The organism is Bacillus sp. 11B20 (assembly GCF_056098985.1).
Genome location: NZ_JBLZWZ010000009.1, coordinates 565,335 through 584,751, shown reverse-complemented (window position 1 = coordinate 584,751; position 19,417 = coordinate 565,335). Strand labels below are relative to the sequence as shown.

The following is a 19,417-nucleotide window of genomic DNA, read 5'->3' as shown; positions in this document are numbered from 1 at the left end:
TTAAGAGTTGGACAGGTCTGAGCCCTGATCCTTTGTCTTCCTTCTGAAAATTTTCCCCACAATTGTCTCGTAAAATGTCACGATACGATCAATAGGAGAGTCAAAGAACTTCCATAATTTATTCATGATAAAGACAACCACAATCGATACGACCAAGCTGCCTAAAACATCAAATGGATAATGGTGGCCAACCCAGATGCGGGAGAATCCTGTGAGTAATCCAAAGACGAGCAAGATGTTGCCGAGCTTTTTATTACGGGATCGAATGGCTAATGAAAGAGCCAGTGCACCTGTTGTATGGTCACTTGGGAAGGAAGCGTCTGCTGAGTGCGGGATGAGTGTGTCGACTTTATGCGCCACAAACGGCCGCTCTTCATAATGAAACAATGTAATGGCAAAGTTGACGATAAGTGCTGCAATGCCTGTTACACCGGAAAAGAAGACATGCTTCTTAAATTTGTGATTCCCTAAAAACCAGCAAATCAATAAGACAAGGGCATACACAAGAATGGCCTTTTTCGTAATGAATATCATGGCCTGATCTAAAAACTCAGAATGGTGAGCCATCCCGTGTATGACTTTAAACAATTCGTAATTCAAAACATCACCTATACTTTCGCTTAATGCCAACTATTTTTCAAAAAAGCTTGTATGCTCTATTTGAAATATCCTATATTTTAGCATGTTTCCGGTGAAGTTTAAAATAGTATCCTTTTATTCTGAAAGGGAGACCTTTTGTGCTTTTGCTTCCTGTGGTTTTCGTTCGCTCCAATAAAAAACGCCCATACTCAGTAAGACCACAATACCCGCAATGAGGTACACATTTGAAAAGTCTGTGAAGCTGACAAGGAGTCCAAAGACAAATGAGCCAGCAGCAATGCCCGTATCATACAGGGTGAAGAAAGTGGCCGTCGCATATCCTGTACGGTGGGCTGGTGAGTGCTGAATCGCAAGTGTTTGTAAACATGGCACGAGTGATCCGTAGCCAAGCCCAATCACAGCGCCTGATAGAAGAAGCATTGTGGCTGAATGTGTCGCTGTCAGCATCCATAAACCAATGGCAAAAAGGGCAATCGAAGGATAGATCACAACGTGAGCTCCAACGCGGTCAAAAAGTCTGCCTGTAAATGGACGTGATCCAAGCATTGCAGCCGCAAACACAATAAAGAAATAACTGCTTGCACCCATCAAATGGAGTGAATTGGCATAAACTGAAATAAATGAAATAATCGGCGAATAACAGAAGGAAATAATGATGCCGACGGCCGCTGTTTTTAATGCGCCTTTTTCAAACAGGTGAGAAAACGTGAATCGGAAGACGATACTTCCACCGTTTTCCGGCTCTGGCTGTCTAATCAGCATTGTAAAAGCGGCTCCGATCGTTACGATAATGGAAAAGAGAAGAAATAAGGAATGAAATCCTATTTTTCCTACTTGATTCAGTGCGATAAATGGACCGATGACAACAGCCAGGTTCATGGACATCACAAAGTATCCGAGTCCTTCCCCGCGTTTATGTTTTGGGATCATATCAGCCGCAATGGCACTGGCTACTGTCGTCAAAATACTAAAAAAGATCCCTTGTACGAAACGCAGTATAAGAAGCGTTTGGAATTGATCAATCGGGATGTATAAATAAGTGAGTAAGGCAAAGGCCGTAGAAGAGAAAATCGCCATCTGTTTTTTGCCGAATTTCTCAATAATGGCGCCCGAGAAAGGTCTTGTCACAATTGCAGACAATAAGAAGACCGTCACAAGCAGGCCGCCCTGTGATTCTGTTCCATTTAGTTCATCCATTGTGTAAATGGGCAGTAATGTCAAAAGGGCATAAAAAGAGGTGAACGTAAATAAATTCACCAGGACAATCATAATAAAGTCTTTTGTCCAAATACGTTCGTTCATGATGTGTGTCACTTCCTATTCAGTTGATAATTTGTGTAAAAGTGTATGGAGGAGTTGTTTTTCTTCGTAGGTAAAATCTGAAAGACATTCTTCTTCAAATTGTTCCATCGTGCGTTTGATTTCTTCAAATCGGGCTTTTGCATCATCTGTCATCACGATCAGATTCTCACGTTTGTCTTTTCCTTGTACACGTTTCACCCAGCCGTTTGCTTCTAAACGGGTGACGGTTCTGGTGATCGTCGGTGCTTCGACGTTCAAATATGTCCAGATATCTTTTTGGGTTTTCGGGCCGAATGTATCCAAACAAAAAAGCACAGTCCACTGGGACATGTACAAGTCATAAGCAGCAAGCGCTTCGTTCGCCTTTTTAGACAGCAGTCGTGCGCCTTGATGTATTTGATGTAAACACTCTCTATTTAACGTATCCATATGCTCACCTTTTTTAAATATTTAGCTAGGTAAATAAATTCACCTTTTCTATTTTACGTGCTAAATCCTTTCTTGTAAAGTGAAAATTTTCGCGCCCCGAAATGATTTTTTGTTTTGCCTTTTCTGATAAATCCCTTGTCCCATCTTCATTTTTAGCATATTCCCTATTCAATGCTAATACACTGTTACAAACCTGACAAAGAGAGTGTTTGAGGTGAGGGATCGTGTTTGGCATTTACTACCTAATGGATGAGAAATTACGACGAACAAGCGCCGCTGAAAATGGATAATCTTCATACGGATCTCATTTCACACTTCTCACATCCATTTTAGGGAGGTCGAGTGGTGTGCACGATTACATCAAAGAGCGAACAATCAAGATAGGAAAGTATATCGTGGAGACAAAGAAAACTGTTCGTGTTATTGCGAAAGAATTTGGAGTCTCTAAAAGTACTGTACACAAGGATCTAACAGAAAGACTGCCAGAAATTAATCCAGATCTGGCTAATGAAGTGAAGGAGATACTGGATTATCATAAATCAATCCGCCACTTGCGAGGAGGAGAAGCCACCAAGTTAAAGTATAAAAAAGAAGAAATTTTAGAAGGCGAGCCTGTGAAACAGTAAGCTTAGTTCTTTGTTCATAAACATGATATATATATCTTCCTCATATCGGTAGTTTCTAACCACAAATTTTGTAAAGACTTTTGTAAAGAAATATCTTTTTTTCTGCAAATTATGATAGAATATATAATTAGGGCAGAATGTGGTATTTGCTATGGAAACAGATTTTCAAGGAGGATATATATAGATGTTTGCTAGGGATATTGGAATTGATCTTGGTACTGCCAATGTACTGATTCATGTCAAAGGAAAAGGAATTGTGTTAAATGAACCATCTGTGGTAGCTCTTGACAAAAACAGCGGGAAAGTTTTGGCTGTTGGAGAAGAGGCTAGACGTATGGTTGGACGTACGCCTGGGAATATTGTTGCGATTCGTCCATTAAAAGATGGCGTAATTGCTGATTTTGAAGTAACTGAAGCGATGCTCAAGCATTTTATTAACAAATTAAATGTGAAAGGGCTATTCTCTAAGCCGCGTATGCTCATCTGCTGCCCGACAAATATTACATCTGTTGAGCAGAAGGCGATCAAAGAAGCTGCTGAAAAAAGCGGTGGTAAGCATGTATTTCTTGAAGAAGAGCCAAAAGTAGCAGCCATTGGTGCTGGTATGGATATTTTTCAGCCAAGTGGAAACATGGTCGTAGATATTGGAGGCGGAACGACAGATATCGCTGTCATCTCAATGGGTGACATTGTAACCGCCTCTTCTATTAAAATGGCTGGAGACAAATTTGATCTGGAAATTCTAAACTACATTAAAAAAGAGTACAAGCTGTTGATCGGTGAGCGCACGGCTGAGGATATTAAGATCCAAGTTGCAACGGTATTCCCAGACGCACGTCACGAAGAGATTTCAATTCGTGGACGAGACATGGTGACAGGATTACCAAGAACGATTACCGTCACAAGCAAAGAAGTAGAAGAAGCATTGCGTGAATCTGTATCTGCAATTGTTCAGGCTGCGAAACAAGTTCTTGAGAGAACACCGCCTGAATTATCAGCTGATATTATCGATCGCGGCGTCATCATTACAGGTGGCGGAGCTCTTCTAAACGGGCTTGATCAATTGCTTGCAGAAGAGCTGAAAGTACCGGTTTTCGTTGCTGAAAATCCAATGGACTGTGTAGCAGTTGGTACTGGCGTGATGCTTGATAATATGGACAAGCTGCCAAAGCGTAAACTCAGCTAATGATTTCCCTCATTCTTTTTAGAAAGAATGGGGGATTTTTATTAAAGAACCCTGCTAATTAGCCGATATATTTCATAGAAGATTGTGTTTAGGTCATGTGAAAGAATTTGAATGAGGTGAGCACGTGTTAAAAGGACTATACACCGCAACATCTGCCATGATTGCTCAAGAGCGGCGGACAGAAATGCTTTCAAATAATATCGCAAATGCGAATACGCCAGGTTATAAAGCAGATGAAGGGGCAATGCGTGCATTTCCAGAAATGCTGCTGAGCCGAATGGAATCAGGACGTTTCCAAACATCCTCAGGCAAAGGCTTTAGTGTTCCATTGCAATCGCCGATTGGTGGAATCAATACTGGGACATATATGCAGGAATTAATCCCTCAATTTACACAGGGAACTTTAAAAACAACAGATCAAACAACAGATGTAGCACTAGTTGAAAATAATGTGCCGATCAATCCTGAGACCAATCAGAAATCAGCGCTATTTTATGCGGTCAACACACCAGAAGGCGTTCGTTATACGAAAAGCAGCTCCATTACATTGAACGCACAAAATCAGTTGACCATTAATGGACGTGCTCTTCTTTCCGTGACCGGCCAGCCGATTACGGTTCAGAGTGAGAATTTCAAAGTGAATGCAGATGGTACTGTCACTGAAAATGGCCAAAATCTTGGTCAAATTGATGTACGAGTTGCGATGGATACAAGAAATCTAGCGCGTGAAGGAAATGATTTATATCGTACAGCTGATAATCAGCCCCTCCCAAGTGCAGTCAATAACGGTCAAATGTCCTATACGTTAAGCCAAGGGGTATCGGAGCTGTCGAACGTCGATGTGACAAAATCATATACAGATATGACAACAGCCTACCGAGCATTTGAAACAAACCAAAAAGTGGTTCAGGCATATGATAAAAGCTTAGAAAAAGCAGTGAATGAAATTGGAAGAGTGTACTAATCAAGAAATAAAAAGAAAGGAGGATACTTATGCTTAGAACGATGATAAACGCAGCTGTATCGATGAATGAAGTGCAAAAGCAGCTTGACATCATCAGCAACAACATCGCGAACAGTGAGACAACAGGGTACCGCGCGAAAAACACCCGTTTCTCAGAGCTGATCAGACAGCAGTTTAATCAGGTAGATGAAAAAAATGATCAGGTGGCAAACAGTCGTCTGACACCTGCTGGGTTAAGGCTTGGTACGGGGACAATGGTCAATGCGTCCATTAACTCGCTGCAAGGCTCAATTAAAGAAACTGGACGTGATCTTGATGTTGCATTCGGAGCGCCGTCGCAGTATTTGCAGGTCAACGCCGGCGGTAATATCCGTTATACAAGAGATGGTTCACTTTACTTACAGCCGGGCAATAACCGTAACCAAGTACAGCTTGTCACGAGCGAAGGCTATCCGATTCTTGATGAAAATGGGAATGCAATCGTCTTAAATGCGAATTTCCGTGATATTTCAATCGATAAAAATGGACGGCTTACGGCGATTTCAAGAGATAATCAACCGAATCAGCAAGTGAATCTAGGCGTTGTACGAGTCAACAATTCGTCAGCACTTGTCTCTGAAGGAGATAATTTATTCTCAGTTGATGGAACCTATCAAGGCGCATTAACAGCTCTAAATGGTGCAAACCGAGAGGCGATTCAGCTTCAGCAAGGTGCGCTGGAAACGTCAAATGTGGACATGTCGAAAGAATTAACAGACCTCATGACAACGCAGCGTTCCTATCAGTTGAACTCAAGATCTATTACGATGGGCGATCAGATGCTGGGATTAATTAATACAATTCGATAATCAGCAGGCTCGTATCAGCCTCTCATGATAAAAAAGGCGGCTCGCTCAAAGTCGCCCTTTTTTTTATAAAAATCTGAGACATCAGCAAGCAGATCCTCAAGATCAATCCAGGCTTCTTTTCGTTCAAGACATGTGACGAGCGTGGCGATCTGCTCATCTGCCTTTGGCGTTTGGCTGTAGAGAAGAGATAAGATTTGAAACTTCATTCTTAATATATCAAACTGCGAAGCAACGGCTTCTTTCAGCCCTTTTTGAATATACTTCATCCCTTCATCGGTTAAATTTTCTTTAAAGCAGGAACGCACAGTTTCGTATAGGCACGATACATAGGAGTGTGCTGACTTTCGGTATGCTGGGAGACGAAGCGCTTTTTTAAAGTAGTCCAGTGCTTCCTTGTGACGATTTTGTCTCGACTGAATAAAGCCAGCGTCATAATAAACGATACCGAGCAGCTCTTGATCATCAATCTTTTTCACGTAATCAATAATCTCAATGAAAATAGCTTCTGCTTCCTCATATTTTTTTTGGTCGCTATAGTTAAGAGCGAGTACAATTTTACACCGATAGATGCTGTGGATGTCTTCGTGCTTTGCAAAAATATCCATGGCTTTTTGAACATGACGAATCGATAACAACGAGTAACGGTTGTTATAATAAACACCGCTTGTACGGAAATGGAACTCTGCTTCTTCCAGCTCATCGTTAAGCAATGGCAGTCGTTCCTCTGCCTTTTCGAGATAATGAATCGCATCATTTTGGTCACTTTTTAAAGATTCATATAATCCGAGAAAGAAGTAAAAATAATATTGTAGTTCTTCGTTCATTTCATCTTTGTGTGGCAGCAGTTCGTGTTTGAGTTTTTCTAAGTCCTCTGTTTGATTCATCCAGAGCTGATGACGAAAAAGCACCAGCTGATAATGGAAATAGAGCTCCTGTTTTTTTGATAATTTACGTTTATATTTTAGTAGTGTTTTTTTGATTTCTTCAGCCTTCGAAAAATGTCGATGCTTCAGCATTGTATACCAGGAATGGAGAAGTTTTTTTATGGATTTATCGCTCATAAAATTCATTTTTACCCTCTTATTTAATCAATGATGTAATATATATTACCATATTTGTGAAAAAACAATGAGTGTAGTGTGGATTATATTTGATGACAATTGGTAATGGTAGATTCTATTTTTTACCATATACGCGAGGAGAATATTGAAAAATGCCAGCATTCATAATATACTTCTATAGGAATCAAATGAAGATCAGCGATATAGAAAAGAAGGAGAGATCAAGATATGCTTGATGCTCAGCAAATTCAAGACATTATTCCACACCGTTATCCATTCTTATTGGTCGACCGTATTTTAGAGGTTGAGGGAGAAAAAAGAGCGGTTGGGATTAAAAATGTCACAGTAAATGAAGAATTTTTTAATGGCCATTTCCCAGGATACCCAGTCATGCCGGGTGTGCTTATTGTAGAAGCACTCGCACAGGTTTTTGGTGTGATTATGTTAGGCAAGGAAGAAAACAAAGGGAAAATTGGTTTGTTTGCAGGGATTGACGCCTGCCGCTTTAAAAGACAGGTCAAGCCTGGAGACCAGCTTCGTTTAGAGGTTGAAGTGACGCGCCTCCGCGGACCGGTTGCAAAAGGAAAAGCAGTAGCGACAGTAGATGGCGAAGTTGCATGTGAAGCAGAACTGACATTTTCTATCGGTCCTAAAGTATCATGATTTTCCTGGCGGTTCATCAAGCATGAATCGCTTTTTTATTTAGAAACGTTCAGTTAGAACGGATAAGGACTTGCAATTTTGACAAAAAAACGTCATATTAGACAAAAAAAGATGAAGGTGATAAAGGATGCTGAAAGAATTTAGAGAGTTTGCCGTCAAGGGCAATGTCATTGACTTGGCTGTAGGTGTCATCATTGGGGGAGCATTTGGCAAAATTGTCACTTCTCTTGTGAATGATTTAATCATGCCGCTTGTTGGTATTATTATTGGAGGGCATGACTTTAGCGGTTTATCCATTAAAATCGGAGCTGCTCAAATTTTATATGGAAACTTTATTCAAACAGTGGTTGATTTCTTAATTATCTCGTTTTCCATTTTTATCTTTATTCGTTATTTGAATAAGTTAAAACGGAAAAAGGTCGAGGAAGAAGAGGTTGTGGAAACGCCGGATCAAACGGAAGTTTTGCTAACTGAAATTAGAGATCTATTGAAAAATCAAAGCCAGTCTAAAGATGTGCAATAAAAAAGAGCGGCTGATCCCGCTCTCAGCGTGTAGACAAACCCTTGCATTCGGTGTCAGGTCTGCGCTCCGGTACTCACGAATGTTAAATTCGTTCCGTTCCAGTGCTCGCCCTTCCTAGACTTCAAAGGTTTTCAAACACGCTGAAAAGAAGACAAAGGGCTAAAATCAAGTTCATTTTAGCCCTTTGTCAACAATCTAAGAGCGGCTGATCCCGCTCTTTTTTATGTGTTTTGTTTAAAAGCATCCAGTAGTTTTTCTCCTGAAAGCCCCTCTTTGACGAGGTCTTTTAATACTTCTTCAGTTTCTGTTCTGTAACGATTTGTAATCATTTTACCATCGAGTAATACAGATATGTTTTCTTCTAAGGCAACGATGTTTTTGACTTGGACAGATAGGTGAACAGGGCGGTTGTTTTCTTTAGTGATCGTTACAAGAATCTTCACTTCTGTGTGCTGCTGAAAGAGTACCTCAAACACCTGTCTATGTTTCTTTGGAATGAGTGCCTCGATCATCCAGTGATTTTCACCGTCTTCTTTATTAATGATTAAACCGTCACGAAGGGGAATGCTGGACATTTTATCTTGCTGTGGATCAAGTTCAATTTTTAAATCAATCAGCCTAAAGGTTTTCATATTTATCACCTCACAAGCGTTCATTATTCGTAAGTATTATTATAGCATACAACATCTGTATAAATGAAACCGCTGCCTGCTTAGAACTAGCTGCACATGAGTGAAAGGAGATGTTTTATGGAGTCCTATCAATTGAGAAATATTCATATTGGCGAGGAGAAGGCAAAGAGTGATATACGTGTTTATTCGTGGGGGGACATTCTTTCATTTTGTGATGTCTATATGGAAGAAGGAGAGTCACTCACGTTTCAATATGTTACTGAGGATCAAATGGACTGCTTTGAGTTTCAGCTGTCGGTTCATGATGGCCGGCTTTGTTTTTATTGGTTTGCGTGGGACGGATCTGATTATATTCACATGCCTTCTAGTAATTGGATTCATTCAGATATTTTTTATCAATTTATGAAAAATAAGTATTTCATCAAACAAAACAAGATGATGTTTTATACGCAAGCGGTAAAAAACAGAAATTAATGAGGATATAGAGAATTTGAAGGCCTATTTTGCTATTCTCACGTTTTGTCACATCAGGCCTTTCTCCGTAGACTAGGGGTAGCTGAAAGGAAAGGAGGAAAGTCCCGATCAAAAGGTAACGTCTATCATCTGACAGCCCCCCTCTAGCTAAAGCTGATAGATGCTGCCTTGTGCATATGAACACTGCGTAATAGAACCAATGCTTCTTTGTATAGGTCATGTGTCCCCTTATGAATCCCCTTTGTGTGTATCCGGTCATAATGCGTGGCCGGATACCCTTTTATTCACTGTTTAACCGATCAGCTCTTGCAAATAGTGGATACTCATTACATAATGATGATGGATTTTGTTAACGGTATATCGGTTGAAAATAAAGACAAAAAGGAGAGAATGATGACAAACATTCAATTAATCGCAACGGATTTAGATGGCACTTTATTGAACAGTGAACACAAAGTGAGTCAGGAAAACGAGCAGGCATTAAAGGAAGCAGCTGCGAATGGAATTGAGGTTGTCGTTTCAACAGGGAGAGCGTATTTTGATGTGAAGTCTATTTTTTACCAGCTTGGTATGAATACATGGGTGATTAGTGCCAATGGAGCTGTGATTCATGATCCAACTGGACAAGTGTACCATTCAGCTGCTTTACAAGAAGAAAAGGCTAAACACATATTGTCATGGCTGGAAGAACGTGATTATTATTATGAAGTCTTTACAAACGAAGCCATTTTCACACCGAATCGCGGCAGAGAGCTTCTTGCGATTGAAATGGACCGTTTAAAAAGTGCAAATCCAGAAACGGATCAAAATGTCTTAAAGCAAGCGGCAGAAGTTCAATACAGCCAGTCTGGTTTTTCTTATATTGATACATATAAAGAATTGTTTCGTGAGGATCGAAAGCTTTCATTTTACAACATCTTAGGTTTTTCTTTCTTTCAGGACAGATTGAAAGCCGGATGGGATATGTTTGGTGATGATTTAGATTTAACATTGGTCAGTTCGGCTGATCATAACTTTGAAATTGGTTCAAAGCACGCGTCTAAAGGGCAGGCATTAACAAGGCTGGCAGAAAGACTAGGTATTCCTTTAAGTAGGGCAGCGGCTGTAGGAGACAGTTTAAATGATGAATCGATGCTTCGAGCTGCTGGTGTTGGGGTTGCGATGGGGAATGCGAGGCAGGATATAAAAGAAATCGCTGATCACGTCACGTTATCAAACGATAAACATGGAGTGGCGCATATGATCCGGCACCTTTTGAAATAGATGAATCAGATGTCGCGGTATAAATCACATAGGATGAAGCGCATTCTACAAAAGAGGAATTCAGAACCACTTCTATTTACACATGATGTGGAACATCATATAATTTAATTAAGAATATAACCCGCTTGTAAGGAAAATAAGGAGAGTAAACGAATGGCGCTGGAATCTTATAAGTCCGAAAATCTGCATTTAATCAAGGAAGCCTTGGACTATACTCAGGTTGGCCTGACGGTGACGGACCCGTCTTTACCTGATAATCCTTTAATATATGTGAACAAGGGCTTTTTAGATATGACAGGCTATCAAGAAATCGAAGTATTGGGGAGGAATTGTCGTTTCCTTCAGGGAGATGAAACTGAACAAATCGCTCTCAAACAAATTAGAACAGCCATTGAGAACAAAGAGGCTGTCACTGTTCAGCTGAAAAATTATAAAAAATCTGGACAAATGTTTTGGAACGAGTTAAGTGTCGCTCCACTTTGGATTGACGAAAATGAAGGGAAACGTCTTTATTTCGTTGGTCTGCAAAAGGATGTCACGAAAGAGAAGGAACAGCAAGAGCTTCTTGAGCAATCAATTGATGAAGTGCTGAATATTTCTGTCCCAATCGTTCCTGTGAAAGATGGGATCTCTGTGTTACCGATCATTGGTACATTAACAGCGCCAAGATTTGATAAGATCATTTCAACGGTTTCCACCTATATCTCTCAATCCAAGGATGATTATTTTATTGTCGATCTGTCCGGATTATTAGAAGTGGATTCATTTGTGGCAGATGCGATTTTTAAGCTGAACGATTTGATTTTAATGACGGGTACTGAACTCATTGTGACAGGAATTAAACCGAATCTTGCCATGAAAATGGGAGAAATGAGAGAGGACTTCCGTGAATTAAATACGTATATGAATGTGAAATCTGCATTGAAAAAACTGAACATTTAGCTTACGTTTATATCAAATGAAAAAGAGGACTTTTCATGAAACTTGAGAAAAGTCCTCTTTTTGCTGTGATTAAGATGATTGAGCGGCAGCACTTAAGGTAAATAAATCTTCTAGTTCGTTTGTCGATAGCTCTGTAATCCAGCTCTCGCTTTGGATAATTTGATCATTTAATGTTTGTTTTGTTTCGAGCATTTGATCGATTTTTTCCTCGATTGTGCCCGTTGTGATCATCTTATGGACGTGAACAAATCGTTTTTGTCCAATCCGATAAGCTCGGTCTGTCGCTTGGTTTTCCACAGCAGGATTCCACCATCTATCGTAGTGAATGACATGGTTTGCGGCGGTTAGGTTGAGTCCTGTTCCTCCTGCTTTTAAAGAAAGAATTAAAATGTTGAATTCTTTCTTCTGGAAGCGGTCCACCATTTTGTCCCGCTCCTGTTTTGAGAGGCTGCCATTTAAAAATTGGACCGGTTCTCCAAACATCTTTTCTGCCAGCTGCTTGATCATGTTGCCCATTTCAATATACTGCGTAAAGATGAGGCAGCTTTCTCCTTGCTCATGTATCGCTTTTAACAGCTCTGCGAGTTTATCCATTTTTAACGAACGTTTCAGCAGTTTCACATCTGTTCCACTCTCTTTTAAATAGAGAGCAGGGTGATCACAAATCTGTTTGAGTCTGCCAAGCATACTTAAAATAATGGCTTTTCGCTGCATCCCTGTTAATGATGCCATATGTTCAAATGTATCCTTCACGAGCTGTTCATATAAAGACGCCTGCTCAGCGGATAGCGGAATGAATTCTTTTTCTTCGAGTTTTTCAGGAAGGTTCAGGGCAACCTCTTCATCTTGTTTTGTTCGTCTTAATAAAAATGGTTTGATCAGCTGCTGCAGCTGTTCAATTCTTTTTTCTTCACGGTCTTTTTCAATCGGAAGGACGAACTTCTTATGGAAGCCGGTCAGGCTGCCGAGATATCCTTTGTTGACGAAGTCGAATATGGACCAAAGCTCTGTTAAACGGTTTTCCATTGGTGTCCCGCTGAGGGCAATGTGATGCTGTCCTTTTAGCTGTCTAATCGCTCTCGATTGTTTCGTATGAGCGTTCTTGATGTTTTGGGCTTCGTCTAAGCAAATGGTATTCCACTTTGCTGCCGTTAATTCATCACGATCAGAATGTGAGAGTCCATAAGACGTCAGAACAATATCTGTTGACTCGTATGCTTTTGTGAAGTCCTCTCCCTGTGGACGCGATGGGCCATAATGCAGGGCAACCTTCAAATGTGGTGCGAATGTTTCGAGCTCTCGCTGCCAGTTTCCTAAAACAGAGGTCGGCGCAATGATGAGAGAGGGAGCGGCATTTTGCTCCTGCTCCTTCAAATACGTGAAATATGCGATCATTTGAATCGTTTTTCCAAGACCCATATCATCTGCTAAACAAGCTCCAAATCCATGCGATCTTAAAAATAAAAGCCAGTTCACGCCGTGCTGCTGATACGGACGCAGTGTGCCTTTAAAGGACTCACTCATTTCGTAGGTTGGCAGCTCGTGCGTATCATTTAATTGGTGGACAAGCCCTCTTAATTGCGATGAAAGTTCAAATTGAATATGAGCAAATGCTGAACTGTCCAATAGCTCTGGAATCGATTCAGAGGAGGCTTCTTGATCTGCCAATTCACGTGACAAAATATCAGACATGTGAAGTCCTTCGTTTTCGGCACGCTCCATCCACTTTTTCATTTGCTGGATGAAGGTAGGATCTATTTTGATCCATTGTCCTCGAATGTTGACAAGGCGTCGTTTGCTTTGGACAAGCTCGTTGAACTCATCTTCTGTCAGTTCAATGCCGTTTGTAGCAAAGCGCCAATTAAAGTCCATTAATGCGTCCATTCCGACATGCGATTCGCCTCGCGGTGTAGAAGAGATCCTTGCTTTTAACATCATCGTGCTGTCTTTAACAATTTGCCACCACGATGGGAGCAGAATCTCAATACCCATATTAACAAGGGTTTCACTCGCTTCAGATAGGAAGAGCCACGCCTCTTCTTCTGACATGAGTGTGGTGCCAGATGTGAAAGAAAGCCAAGGGACAATTTGACTGAATCGTTCCAGCTCTCTTGAAATTTTATCTTGATACGGATGCCAAGACCTTTTCAATGAACGGATGCCTTCAAAAAAGTGAAGGTCACTGTTTTTCTTATCTCGCAAAAACAATTCGATTTTCCAATCATCTCCGTCAAAATCCGGCTCATTTAAGCGCAAGCCGACAGTGAACGGCGTCTCATCATCTATCCAGCCAATCGTCTCCAAGAAATCCTGCTCATCTAGAAAATGTCCTTGGAAGGTTGAGAGTGCAGGCGATTGTGCGTTCATGCGTTCCCATTTGTGCTGCAAGGCATCATCATACTGAATATAATCCTGTACAGCAAAGGAGAACCAATCAGCCGTATAACCTTCTAATAGGCCTTCTTTGTCTTTAAACCGAAGCTCGCCTTTTGTCCACGCCTCGTAATCGGGAACGAAATCTTCGTCCTCGATAAATTCGTAAATAGTGGAGGCTGTTTTCATCAGGGGCTCCGTTTCATCCGTTAATGTCACATGACTAAACGTATTAAATGAATTTTTTCCTAGCAATTCAACGGTCATCCAAGGGCTTAACAGGAAGGCAGGTGTTCCAATAAAGCTGACATCTTCTAAGAATGTTCCGTAGAAAGAAGATTCGTGCCATTGGAAAAGCTGCCTCTTCATTTCATTAAGCGGAACAGGGTGTCCGTCCTCTGCTTGCGCTGAAATGGTGAAAGAGAAATCTTCTGTTTGTTCTGCATGAATGACAATTTGTTTATGGCGTGTCATCAATCAATTTTCCTTTCTTCATTTCCTCTTGGAACGCTCGCAGCCGTTTTGTTGAATCTTGCAGCTGCTTTACATACCTTTCCCAAATCGCGTTTTTTTTCGTTTTATGATAAAGCGTGCGCAGTTTCTTCAGCATTTTCACAGATTCTCGATAAGCACTTCGATTCTTTTGATCGAGAAGCAGCGTGATTTCACGGTGGTACGATGGAATGAGGGCTTCTGGCTCCTCTTTTGCAATCTGTTTGATCAGATCCTTCTCCAGTTCACTAATGGAGAAACCAACAAGGCTGTGAATCTCAATCCATTCCGCATAACGCTGCTGTGCATACAATAGCTGACTGTATTCTGTAAACGCATAGGGCATACAGATTTGGAGATAGCGTTCATATAAATGATGATCCTTCGTCTGCTTAAAATATGCATCTAAATAAAAGAAGAAATCACTGACGGCTCCCCGCAGTTCTCTGTAGGAAAGGTCGAGCTGGCAATATTCCTCTAATATATAGGTGATTTCGTGATACCAGAGCTTGAGCCGCTTCCAGTCTTTTCGGTTTGTGAGATCCTTCAGCCAATTGAGCACATTTGGCAGCATGTCGGCATTGAGCAGCTGTAATTGCTGAAAGAGGCTTTCATCTTCTTTCAGTAAATAATCCATGTGCATCAGTCCGATGGTACGTTCAACCGTTTGTTCTTTTTTCTGGGCGTTCTTTAGTAATTCTGTTTCTTTTTTGACCCATTTCCCTCTATTTAATATGGTGCCCCAAATCTCCATAAAGACCGCTACTCGTTCATGCTGGAAAGGTCCATTGATTTGAAGAAGTGTGCGAACGGCAGTTGGTGTGTTTTCAAGAAACGGATCGAGGGAAAAGGAAAGGGCGTATGTCTTCAAATGATCCACTGAATCGAAAATGGTGTTCATGAGCTGTTCTACATATGGATTCATGGAATAAAAGTCTTTTTCGGCATCAAGCCGGCCGAGGTCGATCAGTTCATGAAGCCTCAGCCATACATCGATTGACGTATGAATCGCATACAAGCTCTTGAATTCAGGTGAAGCAGGTGCGTGTTTTTTTAGGATCGATAAATAGCCGTAATACAAATGCTGCGGTGTTTGCTGGTGCTTTGGTGTCCGTTTCAGCCAGAGGTTAAATTCCTCTTGGAAAAAAGTCAGCCAGCTTTGGAGTGATTGTTCGTCTGGGCGCTTCACTTGGAAGTGCTGGCGAATCAGTTCTTTGCTGCGCTGTAATTCATCCTTTTCTGACCAATTTTCTGTAAATCCGGTCACACTCTCTACTTGAGCGTATAGCGAAAAGAAGACAGCGAGAATGTGTTTACAAAGTCCATCTGCTGGACATGAGCAGCTGCTTCTCACAGGAAACAGCACATGAAGGTGGACTCTTGCTGCCACGACATCATGTACATAAGCTGACCATTCGGTATCAGACTCTTGCTTGAGCCGATATACGCTGTCCTGTCTATAAGTAATCAATGCTTTTTTGATGAGTTGTTTGTTTTCATCTGTTGCAGGAAGAAGTTCTTTGATCTGTTCGGCTGTTTGTTTGATTTCTTCTTCGTTGATGTTGTGCTGAAGCATTTGATCCGCTCCTAACCAAGTAAAAGATTCCAATTCTTTTATTATAGCTCAATGGGGATTTATAAAAAAGTTTTTCATGAAAATGGTCATAAATTTCAAAAGCTGTCGAATGATGTAATAGAGTATTGCATAAACCAACCTTACAGCATATAATAATGAAATTAGTGGAATCGAAAGGATACAGACATGGATAATAAGGGTTTAAATCAAGAGGAATTTTTAAAGATTTTGATGTACGCTCATGATATTGGTGAAAATTCAAATGATGTCACAACAAAAGAAATGCTTGAGAATCTGATTGCTCATATTCGAAATGGTCTTGTTTCATAAAAGTGACCCCCTGCTAGTGATGGCAGGGGGTTTTTGTATGCTTTTAAGAATGGAATGAAAGCTCCCGGCATACGATGTCATTACAAGCATAAGGAGTATGGGGAGCTGATGGTGTCATGAATATTGCGATTGCAGGCTGTGGGTATGTGGGGCTTGTGACAGGTGTGTGTTTAGCGGAGGCAGGACATGATGTGGCGTGTATTGATATTGACCGACGAAAGGTCATGCAGCTGAAGCATGGAAATCCGCCAATGTATGAGCCAGGGTTAAAAGAGCTGCTGAAACGCAATCTTGAGCAAGGACGAATTCATTTTCACATAAATGGAGCGGAAGTCTACACGAAGGCGGATGTATTAATGATCGCGGTCGGCACCCCGCAGCAGGCGGATGGCCAAGCTGATTTACAATATGTGTTTCAGGCTGCAAAAGAGATGGGCATAAAAGCAAAGTCAGGTGCAATTCTTGTGGTGAAAAGTACGGTGCCTGTCGGAACGGGTGATCAAATCGATCAGCTCATCCATCAAGAATTAGGACGGCGTGAGCCATTAGCTATTGCATCTAATCCAGAATTTTTACGGGAAGGCTCTGCCATTTCAGATACATTGAGGGCGGACCGGCTTGTGATTGGAGCTGAAACAAAAGCCGTATTAGACCAGTTAGAGGAGATGTATGCTGATTTCCACCTTCCATTGGTGAAAACAGACCGTAAAAGTGCTGAAATGATCAAGTATGCATCAAATGCATTTCTTGCGACAAAGATCAGCTTTATGAATGAGATTGCCTCCATTTGTGAAAAAACAGGAGCTGATGTTGAATGGGTGGCGCAGGGAATGGGGCTTGATCAGCGGATCGGTTCTTCCTTTCTCAGAGCGGGCATTGGCTACGGGGGTTCTTGTTTTCCAAAGGATACAAATGCACTTGTCCAAATTGCAGGGCATGTGTCCCATGATTTTGAGCTGTTAAAGGCTGTCATCAAAGTAAATAATGAGCAAAGGGCAGGTTTTATCCGAAATATCCAGGAGCGGCTGGGAGCATCGCTTGAAGGGAAGCGAATTGCGCTTCTTGGTCTGTCCTTTAAACCGAATACAGACGATATGAGGGAGGCACCGTCTATTCCGATCGCTCATGAGCTCCATCAATTAGGTGCGGAGCTTGTGGCGTATGATCCTGTTGCTGCCCGGCGTGCAGCTCGTGAACTGCCGGATCAAGTCTTATTTGCTCAAACGATTGAAGAAGCGATCAAGGATGCCGATGCGGTCTGTCTATTAACAGAGTGGGCGGATATTCAGTCGTTTCCACTCGCGTCCTACAAAAAATGGATGAAGCAGCCGCTTATTTTCGATGGACGAAACTGTCATACACTTGAAGCGGCAGAAGAAGCAGGGGTCGAGTATCATTCGATTGGGCGCAGATCAGTTTCTCCAATTTATATGTAAAAGAAAACCGATAACAGTGAATGTTATCGGTTTTTATGAATGCGGCAGAATGAATCCACCATATAAGAAAGCAGCCATAATAAGAAAGGCAGGGTGCAGCTTGAATTTGGTCATCAAGAAAAAGGAGATCGCGGCAATGGCGAGAGATTGTGTCCAGCCGATGGCTTTCACTGCATCTCCGCCGATTTCCCATGTTAGTAAAAGCATCATCATCGCAATGACAGGCTGTACGGATAAGGTCATGCCTTTGACGACGGGAGATTGGCGAAAACGGTCAATGAGCTTGAGCAATAAAATGAGTCCGGCAGCGGAAGGCAGGACAGTTGCAAGCAATGCCACGATAAAACCTGGCCAGCCCATGACGTCATAGCCGACATATGCTGCAATCTTCGTAGCGATTGGCCCCGGCAGTGCATTGGCTAAAGCCAGCATATTGGAAAATCCTTCGTTCGTCATCCAATGAAAATGATTGACGATTTCTTCATAATTGAGCGGGATGGAGGCAGGGCCTCCGCCATATCCTAATAGATTAGATAAAAAGAATGCCCAGAATAAAAAGAGAATCAGTATCATGAAGACACTCCTTTCTCTTTATTTGTCCGATGCCAGCGATTTTTCAGTTTAAAATGAAAAGCGCCATAAAATAAAAAGATCATCACAATGATTCCTGGATGAATGGAGAGCACTTGCAGTCCGACAAAGGCAAGAAGGAATAGAGCGATCCCAAAGATCATGCCGAAGCCTTTCAGCGTTTTTTGTCCAAACTCATATGCCATGATGCCTAACAGAACGGCAATGACAGGGGTGACAGCACCAATCATATTTTGAATGATTTGTGAGGAGCTTAAGACGCTGACAAGTGTGACAAGGGCTACCATGGCGAGACATGTCGGTAAAATATGAGCAGCTGTTGCGACAATTGCGCCAGATACGCCCTTTAATCGATAGCCGAGGTATGCTGATATTTTGGTTGCGATCGGGCCTGGTAATGCATTGGCGATGGCGAGTGTTTCTCCGAATTCGTCATCGTTGATCCATTGATATTTCACTACCGCTTCATGGCGAATAAGCGGTATCACGGAAGGGCCTCCGCCAAAACCGAGAATCCCGCTTCGCACCATAGCGATAATGAGTTCGATATATGATTGCAAGTGGTTCAACTCCTGTCTACAATTTCATGCCCATACGGCTTTTGTATCGTTTAATGAGCATTTGGCAGTCCACACTGACAACGCCTTCTAGCGGGTATAGTTTTTTTGTCAGAAATGTCTCCATTTCCTGTTCATCTTGAAAAATGCCATGCATATGCAGCTTGCTTGGTCCTGTCATATGATAAAGACTCGTGACAGCTGTTTCCTGTTCAAGCTGAAGGGCAACCGCTTCTAAAAATTTTGGCTCTACCTCTACATTAAAGAAGACAGAGACATGAATGCCGACCTTCGCGGGGTTAATCACAGCTGTGAATCGTTCAATGACCCCTGCTTCAACGAGCTGCTGAATGCGGGCTTGTACGGCAACACGTGACAGACCGACCTGTTTGCCGAGATCTGTGTAAGACATGCGCCCGTCCTCGTGTAATAGTGATAAAATTTGTTTATCTCTTTCGTCTAATGTTAAGTTCGGAATGCTATAGTCTTTTGACACCATATAACCACCTTTCTTCTGTTGATATTCTATCATATTTCATTACGTATAGA

Annotated in this window: 21 protein-coding genes; 11 read left to right on the top strand and 10 right to left on the bottom strand. The window is 41.6% G+C overall.

What is annotated here, in order from left to right; all coding sequences use genetic code 11:
- From ACN6NB_RS17225 to ACN6NB_RS17215, 3 genes are all read right to left on the bottom strand, one after another.
- Nucleotides 1-600 carry an undecaprenyl-diphosphatase gene (locus tag ACN6NB_RS17225; protein WP_024423699.1) on the bottom strand — a complete coding sequence of 200 codons (600 nt, stop codon included), beginning with the start codon at nucleotides 598-600 and terminating at the stop codon, nucleotides 1-3.
- A 114-nt stretch (nucleotides 601-714) separates the two neighbouring features.
- Nucleotides 715-1,902, bottom strand: a complete 1,188-nt coding sequence (locus ACN6NB_RS17220) for an MFS transporter (protein ID WP_039182032.1) — start codon at nucleotides 1,900-1,902, stop codon at nucleotides 715-717.
- Between the two features lie 15 nt (nucleotides 1,903-1,917).
- Nucleotides 1,918-2,331 carry a MarR family winged helix-turn-helix transcriptional regulator gene (locus tag ACN6NB_RS17215; protein WP_024423697.1) on the bottom strand — a complete coding sequence of 138 codons (414 nt, stop codon included), beginning with the start codon at nucleotides 2,329-2,331 and terminating at the stop codon, nucleotides 1,918-1,920.
- A gap of 347 nt (nucleotides 2,332-2,678) precedes the next feature.
- Here ACN6NB_RS17215 and spoIIID point away from each other — a divergent pair, with 347 nt between their 5' ends.
- The 4 genes from spoIIID to ACN6NB_RS17195 all read left to right on the top strand — a co-directional run bounded on the left by spoIIID (nucleotide 2,679) and on the right by ACN6NB_RS17195 (nucleotide 5,955).
- Entirely contained in the window at nucleotides 2,679-2,957 is a 279-nt protein-coding gene (spoIIID, locus tag ACN6NB_RS17210) for a sporulation transcriptional regulator SpoIIID (RefSeq protein WP_008343327.1), read from the top strand.
- A gap of 184 nt (nucleotides 2,958-3,141) precedes the next feature.
- The gene (gene mbl, locus ACN6NB_RS17205) at nucleotides 3,142-4,143 is read left to right on the top strand and encodes a cell shape-determining protein Mbl (protein ID WP_007497573.1); all 1,002 of its coding nucleotides are present in this window, start codon (nucleotides 3,142-3,144) and stop codon (nucleotides 4,141-4,143) included.
- Nucleotides 4,144-4,267: 124 nt separating this feature from the next.
- On the top strand, nucleotides 4,268-5,107 hold the full coding sequence (locus ACN6NB_RS17200; protein WP_039182029.1) for a flagellar hook-basal body protein: 840 nt from the start codon (nucleotides 4,268-4,270) through the stop codon (nucleotides 5,105-5,107).
- Nucleotides 5,108-5,136: 29 nt separating this feature from the next.
- Nucleotides 5,137-5,955: a flagellar hook-basal body protein gene (locus tag ACN6NB_RS17195; protein ID WP_039182027.1), complete on the top strand. Its 819-nt coding sequence runs from the start codon at nucleotides 5,137-5,139 to the stop codon at nucleotides 5,953-5,955.
- Between the two features lie 14 nt (nucleotides 5,956-5,969).
- Here ACN6NB_RS17195 and ACN6NB_RS17190 read toward each other — a convergent pair whose 3' ends face one another.
- Nucleotides 5,970-7,025: a tetratricopeptide repeat protein gene (locus tag ACN6NB_RS17190; protein WP_058838575.1), complete on the bottom strand. Its 1,056-nt coding sequence runs from the start codon at nucleotides 7,023-7,025 to the stop codon at nucleotides 5,970-5,972.
- A gap of 219 nt (nucleotides 7,026-7,244) precedes the next feature.
- Between ACN6NB_RS17190 and fabZ the strand changes: the two genes are divergently transcribed.
- Nucleotides 7,245-7,679, top strand: coding sequence for a 3-hydroxyacyl-ACP dehydratase FabZ (fabZ, locus tag ACN6NB_RS17185; protein ID WP_106025530.1), 435 nt, complete (start codon nucleotides 7,245-7,247; stop codon nucleotides 7,677-7,679).
- A gap of 127 nt (nucleotides 7,680-7,806) precedes the next feature.
- Complete coding sequence (gene mscL, locus ACN6NB_RS17180; protein WP_024423693.1) at nucleotides 7,807-8,202, top strand: large conductance mechanosensitive channel protein MscL; 396 nt, start codon at nucleotides 7,807-7,809, stop codon at nucleotides 8,200-8,202.
- A 221-nt stretch (nucleotides 8,203-8,423) separates the two neighbouring features.
- Here the strand turns inward: mscL and ACN6NB_RS17175 are convergent, their stop codons facing one another.
- Entirely contained in the window at nucleotides 8,424-8,834 is a 411-nt protein-coding gene (locus ACN6NB_RS17175; RefSeq protein ID WP_024423692.1) for a YwpF-like family protein, read from the bottom strand.
- 117 nt (nucleotides 8,835-8,951) lie between these two features.
- Here ACN6NB_RS17175 and ACN6NB_RS17170 point away from each other — a divergent pair, with 117 nt between their 5' ends.
- The 3 genes from ACN6NB_RS17170 to ytvA all read left to right on the top strand — a co-directional run bounded on the left by ACN6NB_RS17170 (nucleotide 8,952) and on the right by ytvA (nucleotide 11,513).
- Nucleotides 8,952-9,308, top strand: coding sequence for a hypothetical protein (locus ACN6NB_RS17170; protein ID WP_041087904.1), 357 nt, complete (start codon nucleotides 8,952-8,954; stop codon nucleotides 9,306-9,308).
- A gap of 402 nt (nucleotides 9,309-9,710) precedes the next feature.
- Nucleotides 9,711-10,571 carry a Cof-type HAD-IIB family hydrolase gene (locus tag ACN6NB_RS17165; RefSeq protein ID WP_474253552.1) on the top strand — a complete coding sequence of 287 codons (861 nt, stop codon included), beginning with the start codon at nucleotides 9,711-9,713 and terminating at the stop codon, nucleotides 10,569-10,571.
- 153 nt (nucleotides 10,572-10,724) lie between these two features.
- Nucleotides 10,725-11,513, top strand: coding sequence for a YtvA family blue-light photoreceptor (gene ytvA, locus ACN6NB_RS17160; protein WP_039182012.1), 789 nt, complete (start codon nucleotides 10,725-10,727; stop codon nucleotides 11,511-11,513).
- Nucleotides 11,514-11,582: 69 nt separating this feature from the next.
- Here the strand turns inward: ytvA and ACN6NB_RS17155 are convergent, their stop codons facing one another.
- The gene (locus ACN6NB_RS17155) at nucleotides 11,583-14,360 is read right to left on the bottom strand and encodes a DEAD/DEAH box helicase (RefSeq protein ID WP_144491566.1); all 2,778 of its coding nucleotides are present in this window, start codon (nucleotides 14,358-14,360) and stop codon (nucleotides 11,583-11,585) included.
- Nucleotides 14,347-15,954 (bottom strand): SWIM zinc finger family protein, encoded by a 1,608-nt coding sequence (locus ACN6NB_RS17150; protein WP_144489947.1) that lies wholly within the window; start codon nucleotides 15,952-15,954, stop codon nucleotides 14,347-14,349. Before ACN6NB_RS17150 ends, ACN6NB_RS17155 begins: the two co-directional genes overlap by 14 nt.
- A 186-nt stretch (nucleotides 15,955-16,140) precedes the next feature.
- Between ACN6NB_RS17150 and ACN6NB_RS17145 the strand changes: the two genes are divergently transcribed.
- Nucleotides 16,141-16,284 carry a YwzD family small protein gene (locus ACN6NB_RS17145; RefSeq protein WP_003214884.1) on the top strand — a complete coding sequence of 48 codons (144 nt, stop codon included), beginning with the start codon at nucleotides 16,141-16,143 and terminating at the stop codon, nucleotides 16,282-16,284.
- Between the two features lie 116 nt (nucleotides 16,285-16,400).
- The gene (locus tag ACN6NB_RS17140) at nucleotides 16,401-17,720 is read left to right on the top strand and encodes a UDP-glucose dehydrogenase family protein (protein ID WP_144491565.1); all 1,320 of its coding nucleotides are present in this window, start codon (nucleotides 16,401-16,403) and stop codon (nucleotides 17,718-17,720) included.
- A gap of 33 nt (nucleotides 17,721-17,753) precedes the next feature.
- Here ACN6NB_RS17140 and ACN6NB_RS17135 read toward each other — a convergent pair whose 3' ends face one another.
- The 3 genes from ACN6NB_RS17135 to ACN6NB_RS17125 are packed head-to-tail and all read right to left on the bottom strand — an operon-like array spanning nucleotide 17,754 to nucleotide 19,364.
- Nucleotides 17,754-18,293: a chromate transporter gene (locus ACN6NB_RS17135; RefSeq protein WP_395944087.1), complete on the bottom strand. Its 540-nt coding sequence runs from the start codon at nucleotides 18,291-18,293 to the stop codon at nucleotides 17,754-17,756.
- Nucleotides 18,290-18,871: a chromate transporter gene (locus ACN6NB_RS17130; RefSeq protein ID WP_144516273.1), complete on the bottom strand. Its 582-nt coding sequence runs from the start codon at nucleotides 18,869-18,871 to the stop codon at nucleotides 18,290-18,292. Before ACN6NB_RS17130 ends, ACN6NB_RS17135 begins: the two co-directional genes overlap by 4 nt.
- 16 nt (nucleotides 18,872-18,887) lie before the next feature.
- Nucleotides 18,888-19,364 carry an Lrp/AsnC family transcriptional regulator gene (locus ACN6NB_RS17125; protein ID WP_144467996.1) on the bottom strand — a complete coding sequence of 159 codons (477 nt, stop codon included), beginning with the start codon at nucleotides 19,362-19,364 and terminating at the stop codon, nucleotides 18,888-18,890.
- Nucleotides 19,365-19,417: the final 53 nt, after the last annotated feature.